Annotated in this window: 8 protein-coding genes; 3 read left to right on the plus strand and 5 right to left on the minus strand. The window is 65.8% G+C overall.

Going from position 1 to position 10,419, the window contains the following annotated elements:
- Positions 1–138 precede the first annotated feature (138 nt).
- Positions 139–2,199 carry a UvrD-helicase domain-containing protein gene (locus tag AC56LK_RS12585; RefSeq protein WP_497184848.1) on the minus strand — a complete coding sequence of 687 codons (2,061 nt, stop codon included), beginning with the start codon at positions 2,197–2,199 and terminating at the stop codon, positions 139–141.
- 67 nt (positions 2,200–2,266) lie between these two features.
- On the opposite strand from AC56LK_RS12585, the gene modA reads away from it, so the two are divergent.
- From modA to AC56LK_RS12600, 3 genes are all read left to right on the plus strand, one after another.
- Positions 2,267–3,031: a molybdate ABC transporter substrate-binding protein gene (modA, locus tag AC56LK_RS12590; protein ID WP_497184849.1), complete on the plus strand. Its 765-nt coding sequence runs from the start codon at positions 2,267–2,269 to the stop codon at positions 3,029–3,031.
- Positions 3,024–3,740, plus strand: coding sequence for a molybdate ABC transporter permease subunit (gene modB / locus AC56LK_RS12595; protein WP_497184850.1), 717 nt, complete (start codon positions 3,024–3,026; stop codon positions 3,738–3,740). Before modA ends, modB begins: the two co-directional genes overlap by 8 nt.
- An 82-nt stretch (positions 3,741–3,822) precedes the next feature.
- A complete protein-coding gene (locus tag AC56LK_RS12600; protein ID WP_497184851.1) occupies positions 3,823–4,308 on the plus strand; it encodes an SRPBCC family protein in 486 nt (161 codons plus the stop codon).
- Here the strand turns inward: AC56LK_RS12600 and AC56LK_RS12605 are convergent, their stop codons facing one another.
- From AC56LK_RS12605 to hemE, 4 genes are all read right to left on the minus strand, one after another.
- Complete coding sequence (locus AC56LK_RS12605; RefSeq protein WP_497184852.1) at positions 4,309–5,748, minus strand: dihydrolipoyl dehydrogenase; 1,440 nt, start codon at positions 5,746–5,748, stop codon at positions 4,309–4,311.
- A 34-nt stretch (positions 5,749–5,782) separates the two neighbouring features.
- Positions 5,783–6,637: a hypothetical protein gene (locus tag AC56LK_RS12610; RefSeq protein ID WP_497184853.1), complete on the minus strand. Its 855-nt coding sequence runs from the start codon at positions 6,635–6,637 to the stop codon at positions 5,783–5,785.
- Between the two features lie 78 nt (positions 6,638–6,715).
- Positions 6,716–8,722 (minus strand): primosomal protein N', encoded by a 2,007-nt coding sequence (locus AC56LK_RS12615; protein ID WP_497184854.1) that lies wholly within the window; start codon positions 8,720–8,722, stop codon positions 6,716–6,718.
- A 544-nt stretch (positions 8,723–9,266) separates the two neighbouring features.
- Positions 9,267–10,349 (minus strand): uroporphyrinogen decarboxylase, encoded by a 1,083-nt coding sequence (gene hemE, locus AC56LK_RS12620; protein WP_497184855.1) that lies wholly within the window; start codon positions 10,347–10,349, stop codon positions 9,267–9,269.
- Between the last annotated feature and the right edge of the window lie 70 nt (positions 10,350–10,419).

The following is a 10,419-nucleotide window of genomic DNA, read 5'->3' on the forward strand; positions in this document are numbered from 1 at the left end:
GTGGACGCGAACGCTCGTACACTGAGCTCGCTTTCCGGAAAGTATTTCCTGCGGCACAGACGAAGTCAAATAAGAATTCAATCGTGCGCAGCGATTGGCAGCCCTTCAAGGCTTATGCGCAACGTATCCGGCGAATACTTATGCTTTCGGCATGGCCAGCAGGGCTTTCAGGCTGGCCAGCCGCTCCTTCGGGCTCAGGACCTCGGTTTCCTTGGGCGGGGCGTCGCCGACGTCCAGCGCCATTTCCTTGATGAAGCGCGAAGGCTCGCAGTGCACCAGCTCGCCCGCGCGCTTGCGCTTCTTGCACCAGGTCAGGCGCAAGGTACGCTGGGCACGCGTGATTCCCACGTACATCAGGCGCCGTTCTTCCTGGATGCGGGCGGCCATGACTTCCACCGGCGCATCCGGGTCGCCCTTGTGCGGCAGGATGCCTTCTTCCACCCCGACCAGGAAGACGTGCGGGTATTCCAGTCCCTTGGACGCGTGCAGGGTCGACATGCGCACGGCATCCTGCTCCTCGTCCTGGCCCTCGAGCATCGACATCAGGGCGACCATCTGGGTCAGTTCCAGCAGGTTCTTTTCTTCGCCGTCACGGTCGCGCCCGCCGCGCCCCCGCTCCTTCAGCCAGTTGGTGAACTCGAGCACGTTCTGCCATTTGGCCTGGGCCGCGCGGTCGTCGAAACTCTCGTACAGGTAGTGCTCGTAGTTCATCTCCTTCATCATGTCGTCCAGCACCTCGGCGGCATTGTCGCCGCTGCCCGAGGGGCCCGGGCGGGTGGCGCGGTCTTCCAGATCCAGCAGGAAGCGGCAGAAGTCGCGCAGCGGCGCCAGCTGGCGCTCGGCCAGCTTGGCTTCCAGCCCGTTCTTGCGCGCCGCCTCGAACAGCGAGCAGTTCCACTGCTTGGAGAATGCGCCCAGGGTCTCGAGCGTGGCCATGCCGACCCCGCGCTTGGGGGTGGTGACGGCGCGGATGAAGGCCGGGTCGTCGTCCTGGTTGGCGATCAGGCGCAGGTAGGCGATGATGTCCTTGATCTCGGCCTTATCGAAAAAGCTCTGGCCGCCCGACATGGTGTAGGGAATGCGTTCCTTGCGCAGGGCCTGCTCGATCACGCGCGACTGGTGGTTGCCGCGATACAGGATGGCGTAGTCGGTCCACTTGTTCTTGCGCTGGAAATGGTCGGCCGAGATCATGATGGCGATCTGCTCGGCTTCCGTTTCGTCGCTCTGCATGCCCAGCACCTCGATCGGCTCGCCCAGGCCGTGCTCGGACCACAGCGACTTCTCGAACAGCTTGGGGTTGTTGCCGATGACGGCATTGGCCGCCTGCAGGATGCGGGTGGTCGAGCGGTAGTTCTGTTCCAGCTTGATGACGCGCAGGTCGGGGAAGTCGGTCTGCAGGGTCTTGAGGTTTTCGACCGAGGCGCCGCGCCAGGCGTAGATCGCCTGGTCGTCGTCGCCCACCGCCGTGAACATCGGCTTTTTACCGAGACCCGTCACCAGCAGCTTGACCAGCTCGTACTGGCAGGTGTTGGTGTCCTGGTATTCGTCCATCAGCAAATAACGCAGGCGGCGCTGCCAGCGGTCGCGGATCGATTCGTTGTTGCGGAACAGCTCCACCGGCAGGCGGATCAGGTCGTCGAAGTCGACCGCCTGGTAGGCCTGCAGCGTGGCCAGGTAGCTGCGGTAGACCCGTGCCGACATGGCTTCGTCTTCGTCCTTGGCGTTGCGGATCGCGTCTTCCGGGTCGACCAGGCCGTTCTTCCACAGCGAGATCGCGTTCTGGATGCGGCGGATTTCCTGCTTGTCCGTGGTCAGCGCCAGGTCGGACACGACCGTGTAGCAGTCGTCGCTGTCCATGATCGAGAACTTGTCCTTGAGGCCGACGCCGGCCGCTTCCTGGCGCAGGATCTTGACGCCCAGCGAGTGGAAGGTGGACACGGTCAGCTGCTTGGCCTGCTTGGGCTGCTTGAGCAGCTTGGCGATGCGCTCCTGCATCTCGAGGGCCGCCTTGTTGGTGAAGGTCAGGGCGGCAATCGTGCGTGGGTCGTAGCCGCGGTCTTCGATCATGTAGGCGATCTTCTGCGTAATGACACGCGTCTTGCCCGAGCCGGCGCCGGCCAGCACCAGGCAGGGGCCGTCGAGATAGAGCACGGCTTCGCTTTGCGGCCCGTTGAGGCCGAATTTTGGTGCGTTGGACATGGGAAAGATTTCTGCAGAATGGCCGGGTATTGTAACGATGAGTCGGCCGGCGCGCTAAAATGAATCCATGAAAAAATTGCTTGTCATCTTGTTTGCAACACTGCTCGCAGGGCCGCTCCAGGCAGCGCCCTTGCTGGTGGCCGCGGCCAGCGACCTGGCGTATTGCATCGATGAGCTGGCGGCTGCGTTCCGCAAGGAGGCGCCCGAGGCGGAAGTCAAGGTGTCCACCGGTGCGTCCGGCAACTTCTTCGCCCAGATCCGCAACGGCGCGCCCTTCCACGTCTTCCTGTCGGCCGACATGAGCTACCCGGCCCAGCTGGCGAAAGTGGGGGCGGCCGACGGCGCCACCCTGCGTCCCTACGCCATCGGCCGCATCGTACTGTGGACCCTCGATCCCCGCTTCGACGTGGCGCAGGGGCTGGCCGTGCTGCGCGACCCGCGGGTAGCGCGCGTCGCCATCGGCAATCCCGACACCGCTCCCTATGGCCGCGCCACCAGGGCCGCGCTGAAACGCGACAAGTTGTGGGACGCTGTGCAGCCGCGCCTGGTGATCGGCGAGAACATCGCCCAGGCCGCCCAGTTCGTCCAGACCGGCAATGCCCAGCTGGGCATCGTGTCGCTGGCCACCGTGCGCGCGCCGAAGATGGCAGGCGTGGGCCGCTATCACCTGATCAGCGACGCGGGCGTGGTGCCGATCGAACAGGGCGCCATCGTCACCCGCGCAGGTGCCGGCCAGCCGCTGGCCGCGCGCTTCGTGCGCTTCCTCGGCTCGCCGGCGGCGCGCGCCATCCTGGAGCGCAACGGCTTCGGCCTGCCCCCGGCGAATGACTGAGTTTTCCGCTGCGGGCTTCGCCTTCACGCCCGAGCTCTGGGACGCGCTCGCGCTCACCCTGCGCCTGTCGCTGGTGACCGCGCTGGTGCTGCTGGCGATCGCCATCCCGCTCGCCAACTGGCTGAATACCAGCCGCATGCGCGGCATCCTGTTCATCGAAACCCTGGTCAGCCTGCCGATCGTGCTGCCGCCGACGGTGATCGGCTTTTACCTGCTGATGCTGATGTCGCCGCAGCAGCCGCTGGGCGCGGCCTGGCTGTCGGTGTTCGGGCATCCCCTGCCCTTTTCGTTTGCGGGACTGGTGGCGGGGTCGGTGGTGTACAGCCTGCCCTTCGCGGTGCAGCCGATCCAGTCGGCCTTCCGCAACGTCAGCCGCGACCTGGTGCAGTCGGCCCTGGCCCTGGGCCTGACCCGGCGCCAGACCTTCTTCTCGGTGGTGCTGCCGCTGTCGCGCAACGGCATCCTGACCGGCCTGTCGCTCAGCTTTGCCCACACCATGGGCGAGTTCGGCGTCGTGCTGATGTTGGGCGGGAACATCCCGGGCCAGACCCGGGTGGCCTCGATCGCCCTCTACGACGAGGCGCAAAAGCTCAACTATGCGGCGGCGCATTCCTATGCGCTGGTGCTGCTGGCGATCTCGTTCGCGATCCTGGTAGCGATCGCCTTTTTCCAGCGCAAGCAGCATGCCCTATTTTTAGGCAATAACTGAGACCGAGGCGACGAAGCGTCCCACGATCGGGTACCATCTCTCCCTTGTGGCGCCCCGCGCCAAGGCTTATGTGGACTGCACCATGAAATTTGAACATCTCATCCAGATCAACGATCCGCTCAACCCGCTGATCGACACCATTTCGATCGAACAGCTGTGGCGCGGGCTGGTGCTGCGCGCCGAATCGCCGACCATGTTCGTGCCGCACCTGGACGAATGCACGATCGGCGAACGCAGCAGCGGCAGCTTCACGCGCCGCCTGCGCTACGGCGACCTGGTGATCGACGACGTGGTGCACATGACGCCGCTGAAGGAAGTGCGCTACGAGGTGCCGGCCCAGGGGGAAATCGCCGCCTCCAGCCTGAAGATGGTCATCGAGGCGCCCGGCGATGCCGTGCTGCTGCTGCGCTTCTGCTACGACGACGGCCAGGGCGAGCACACCGACCCGGCCAACGCCATGTACGACGACTTCAAGCGCTCGGCCTACCAGGAAGCCGACATCGACACGGTGCGCATCCTGCGCCAGCTGGCCGGCGAAGGCAAGCTGGACGCCAGCTATTTGAACTGATCAGGTCCCCGGCTCGCTGTCCGCCGCGTCGACCTCGCTCTCGCCCCTGGTCAGGCAGTGCGCCAGGTCGCGCAGGGCGGTGCGCACGCCTTCCTCGACCACCGGGTGGTAGAAGGGCATCTCCAGCATCTGGTCCACCGTCAAGCGCATCTGGCAGGCCCAGGACAGCGTGTGCGCCAGGTGCTCGGCGCGCGGCGCGATCATTTCGGCACCCAGGAAGCGGCGCGAGCCGAATTCCGCATACACGCGCAGCATTCCCTTGTTCTGCAACATCACCCGGCTGCGGCCCTGGTTCGCGAAGGAGACCGCGCCCACCGCGAACTTGCGCTTGCCGCCTTCGCAGAGCTGGCGGTAGCTGGCGCCCAGGGTAGCGATGTTCGGGTCGGTAAAGGCCACCGCGATCGGCGTGCGGCGCAGGCCAGGACGCACGTCCGGGTAGCGGCCCGCGTTGTCGCCGGCGATCTTGCCGTGGTCGGCCGCGTCATGCAGCAGCGGGCGCTCGTTGTTGGCGTCGCCGGCGATGAAGATGTGGCTGGTCCCGCACTGCATGGTGCGCGCATCGAACAGCGGGATGCCGTCGGCGCCGCGCGCCAGCCCCGTGTGCTCGAGGCCGATGCCGTGCACGTTGGGGGTGCGGCCGGCCGCCATCAGCACAAGCTGGAAGCGCTCGGTCTTTTCCTCGCCAAGGGCGTCGCTGACGGTGAGCGCAACCTCCGCGCCGTCCTGCACCGCGCCCACCACCTTCGACTGGAACTGGATGTCGAGTTCTTCGGTGAGTACGCGGGTGGCGCTGCGCAGCACTTCCGGGTCGCTGAGGTGGGCGATGCTGCCGCCGCGCGCGAACAGCTTCACGCGCACACCCAGGCGGTGCAGGGCCTGGCCGATTTCCAGGCCGATCACGCCGGTGCCGATCACGGCGACCGACTTCGGCAGGTCGTCCCAGTAGAACACGTCGTCGCTGGTGACGATGCCGGGGCCGACGTTTTCCAGCGCAGGCAGGCGCAGCGGCGTGGAGCCGGTGGCGATCACGATGCGCGCGGCGCTGATCTCGGTGTGCTCGTCCACCACCAGGGTGTGCGGGCCGGTGAAGCGCGCATGGCCGCGCAGCTTGTCTTCGTCGGCGAAGGAGTCGACGCCTTCCAGCACGAAGCCGACGAAGCGGTCGCGCTCGCGCCGCACGCGTTCCATCACGGCCGGCCCGTCGATGCGGACCTGGCCCGCATGCACGCCGAAAGGCGCGCTGTGCTGCATCGCATGGGCCGCTTCCGCCGCGGCGATCAGGAGCTTGCTCGGCATGCAGCCGACCCGCGCGCAGGTGGTGCCGTAGTGGCCGCTTTCGATGACCACGGTGCGCGCACCCTGGGCCTTCGCCGCCCGGTAGGCCGTCATGCCGGCGGTGCCGGTGCCGATGATGGCGACATCCACGTTCAGTTTCTTCATCGCTTCCTCCGCAAAATCACAGCGGAACGATACGCTAATTCGGGGAACAGGGTTGGGAGACCGTGCAAGGCTTCCTGTCGTACTCCATGCCGAAGTTGTATTTCACCGTGATCAGGGCATCTTCGGGTATGCCGCCCGGGTGGGGATAACGCGCCAGGGCGCGGTTGCCCACGGTGCTGAGGGCGGCCTGGAAACCGTCAGCCATCCTGCGCGACTTGCGGTCGCGCAGCGCATCGGCATTGACCCAGCCCACCATCTCGTATTCGCGCGATTCGCCGCGCTGCAGCTCGATGCGCGGCACGCCCGGAAGGAAGCGCAGGGTCACGTCGCCGCCGATCGCATGGGCCGCCGCCAGTTCCGGGTACTTCACCTCGGCCGCAATCGTGGACATCACACCGGCCAGGTAATTGCAGGTCGACAGCCGCGCCTGGGGCCAGCCCTTCAGTTCCGCCACGAAGCGGTCGGGATCGGCCATGGCCTCTTTCGGGACCGTGCAAGGGGCTGGCCGGAATGGCGTATGTTTCAGGGCCCACCACAGGGCGGCGGCGACGTCCGGACCGTTGGCCGGGTCGGCATAGCCGGCCGCGATCCGGGCCGCCGCATCCTTCTCGCCGGCCTCGTGCGCCCGCGCGTAGAAATCCACTGCGCGCCCCCAGTCGCGCTTGACGCAAATGCCGTTCTCGTACAGCGAACCGGCCAGCAGCAGGACTTCCGGGTATTCGTTCTTCAGGCCGCTCTTGAGCCGGTCCACGGCCAGGGTGCAGTCGCGCGCCGCGATGCTGTTGCGGATTCCATCGACCGCCAGGGCGCCGGAACGGGTCCCTGCATGGGCACTGGCTGCCGCGCCGAGCATGGCAAGCAGCAGGATGGCGGTGGTCGGTACGCGCATGGTGGTCGTCTCCTGTCGTGGTGGAGGACAGTCTAGCAGTGCGAAAGACGGCGAATTCTCACCGAAGGCCACACGCGCTCAAATATCGAGCGGATCGACCTCGAGCGACCAGCGCACGCGCGACTTCATGGCGCGCAGGACCTCGACCCATTCGCGGAGAAAAGCCTGCAGCGCCGGACGCGATGCGGACTCCACCAGCAGCTGGGCGCGGTCGACGTTGTGCACGCGGGTCATCGTCATCGGGATCGGGTCGTTGATCATCACCGCGTCGGACACCAGGCTGTCGCGCGCCGCTTCCAGGAAGGCGATCGCCGTGGCCAGCTCGGGCGCCTCGGCGCGCAGCAGCGCCTGGTACATGAAGGGCGGCAGCCCGGCCTGGCGGCGCTCTTCCAGCAGGCTGCCGGCGAAGCGGTCATAGTCGTGGCGCATCAGGGCGCCGTACAGCGGGTGGCTGGCGTAGCGGGTCTGCACCAGCACCTCCGAGGCCGCCCCGGCACGCCCGGCGCGCCCGGCCACCTGCATCAGCTGGGCGAACAGGCGCTCGCTGGCGCGGTAGTCCTGCGAGAACAGCGCGGTGTCCGGGTTGAGGATGCCGACCAGGGTCAGTTTCTTGAAGTCGTGGCCCTTGGCGACCATCTGGGTGCCGACCAGGATGTCCACCTCGCCCCGGTGCACGGTATCGAAGGCCGCCTGCGCGCTGCCCTTCAGGCGCGTGGAATCGGCATCGATGCGCAGGATGCGCGCTTCCGGGAACATCGCCTGCAAGCCTTCTTCGACGCGCTGGGTGCCGCGTCCGAGCGGCTGCAGGTCGACGTTGCCGCAGGTCGGGCAATGGCGCGGGATGCGCAGTTCCAGGCTGCAGTGGTGGCAGCGCAGCCGGTGCTCGGGGCGGTGCAGCACCATGAAGGCGGTGCAGCGGGTGCAGTTGCTGATCCAGCCGCAGGCGTCGCAGCAGATCACCGGGGCATAGCCGCGCCGGTTCAGGAACAGCAGCGATTGCTCGCCGCGGTCCAGGCGCCCGCGCAGCGCCGCGATCAGGGCGCCCGTCAGGCCGTCCTTGGGGCGGTCGCGTTCCATGTCGACCAGCTTCACGGTGGGCAGCACGGCGTCGCGCACGGCGCGCTCGCGCAGCTCCAGCTTGCGGTAGCGGCCGGAGCCGGCGTGGTGCCAGGTCTCGAGCGAGGGCGTGGCCGAACCGAGCACGATCGGGATCGCCAGCTGGTGGGCGCGCCAGACCGCCAGGTCGCGCGCCGAATAGCGCAGGCCTTCCTGCTGCTTGTACGAGGGGTCGTGTTCCTCGTCGATGACGATCAGCTTGAGGTGGGGCAGCGAGGACAGGATGGCCAGGCGCGTGCCCAGCACGATGCGTGCCCTGCCCTGGTGGGCGGCCAGCCAGTGCAGCATGCGCTCGCCCTCGGACAGGCTGCTGTGCAGGGTGGCCAGCATCACGCCGGGGAAGCGCGCGCGGATATTCCCTTCCAGCTGGGGCGTCAGGTTGATCTCGGGGACCAGGATCAGGATCTGGGCATCGGCATCGCGCCCCAGGACCTGGGCGCAGGCCTGCAGGTAGACCTCGGTCTTGCCGCTACCGGTGACGCCGTACAGCAGGATCGGCGTGAAGCCTTCGGCCCCGCCGATGGCATTCGCGGCCTCCTGCTGCGCCGGGTTCAGCACCGGCATGCCGGAGGGCGTGGGGTCGTGCGGCGTGTCGTCCTTTGCCAGTTTTTTGAGCGCGCGGTCGAGCGCCACGGTCTTCGGCACCCGCAGGTTCTTGGGCAGGCCGGGCAGGGCCACCTCGCCCAGGGGGCGCTGGTAGTAGTCGGCGGCGAAGCGCACCAGCGCCAGCCAGCGCTCGGGCAGCGGCGCCAGCTGGCTGCGCACGGCGATCGCATCCTTGAGCTTGTCCGGCGGGACCTCGCTGTCCTGCTTCACGGCGACGATGATACCCACCACCTCGCGCCGCGCGAACGGCACCAGCACCAGCCGGCCCACCGCCGGCGCTTCGCCCGGCTGGCAATCCCAGCGGTAGTCGAAGCAGCTGTTGAGCGGCGTATCGAGCGCGACCTGGAGGAAGCAGTGTGCCAAATTCAACCTTCTTTGTTAGCAGTGAAGCTGTGGAAAACTTTGTGAATAGCGCTGTACTTGACCCCGTTCGAGGTTTACGTTAGATCAACTCGATTCCGGCGATTCACTGGAACAACAAGAAATTAGCCAATGAATTCAATGACTTGCAAAACACGAGTTATCCCTGTTAACAAGTCGGCCTGGAATCGGCTTGCTGTGCATAACTGCACATGTGCACTGGGAAAACTCGCTGCGCTGCACCAGAATCTTCACACCTTACTTGAAGAGTTGAGCTAAGTCCGCGTAAACGAAGCACTTTTCCCAACTCATCCATCATCCTGTGCATAACTTTGTGAACAATGGACAGGAAGCCGGAACAATTTACATGTGGACCATCATCCCCACTGTGTATACCTACAGTTCGCCATGAAAAAAACCTTTAATAATCATTAGCTTATGTATTTTCATACTAAGCAAAGATGTCCACAGGAATAATTTCGAGGTTTGACGAACTTGTGAACAAGTGTGATTTTGCTGCGGAAATACACCCCGCAGCAGGAACACATCAGGCGGCGCGCTGCTTGCGGCTGAAGCTGTGCACAGCCTCGACCATCGCCGTCACCGATTCCGGCGGCGTGAACTGCGAAATGCCGTGGCCCAGGTTGAACACGTGGCCATGGCCGCTCGACGGCTTGCCGTAAGCGCTCAGCGAGCGCTCGACCTCGGCCTGGATCTGCTCCGGCGCGGCGAACAGGATGGCCGGATCGAGATTGCCCTGCAGGGCCACGCGGTCGCCCACCAGCGCACGGGCCTTGCCCAGGTTGACGGTCCAGTCCAGGCCCAGCGCATCGGCGCCGATGTCCGCCATTTCGTCCAGCCACAGGCCGCCGCCCTTGGTGAACACGATGGCCGGGATGCGTACGCCGTCCTTCTCGCGCTGCAGCTGGCCGAGCACCTGGCGCATGTAATCCAGCGAGAACTCCTGGTAGGCGCCGTCGGCCAGCGCGCCGCCCCAGGAATCGAAGATCATCACGGCCTGGGCGCCGGCGTCGATCTGGGCGTTCAGGTACTGGGCCACGGCGCGCGCATTGGTGTCCAGGATGTGGTGCATCAGGTCTGGGCGCTGGTACATCATCTTCTTGATGGTGTGGAATTCGCGCGAACCGCCGCCCTCGACCATGTAGCAGGCCAGGGTCCAGGGGCTGCCCGAGAAGCCGATCAGCGGCACACGGCCGTTGATGGCGGTGCGGATCTGGGTCACCGCCTTGAAGACATAGTCGAGCGACGCCATATCCGGTACCTGCAGGGCGCGCACTTCCGCTTCCGTGCGCAGCGGACGCTCGAACTTCGGGCCCTCGCCGTCGGCGAAGTACAGGCCCAGGCCCATCGCATCCGGCACGGTCAGGATGTCCGAGAACAGGATCGACGCATCCAGCGGGTAGCGGTCAAGCGGCTGCAGGGTGACTTCGGTGGCGAAATCCGGATTCTTTGCCAGCCCCAGAAAGGAACCGGCCTGCTGGCGCGTGGCGCGGTATTCCGGCAGGTAGCGGCCCGCCTGGCGCATCAGCCACACCGGGGTGTAGTCGGTCGGCTGGCGCAGCAGCGCACGCAGGAAGGTGTCGTTCTGAAGCGGGGCGAATTGTGGCATGGCTGGCAATGAATGCGGAGGGAAAACCTCTATTATCGCATCACCGGGGCCACACTTATAATGCGTTTCT

The sequence above is a fragment of the Telluria sp. ZB4P36 genome, assembly GCF_059685865.1.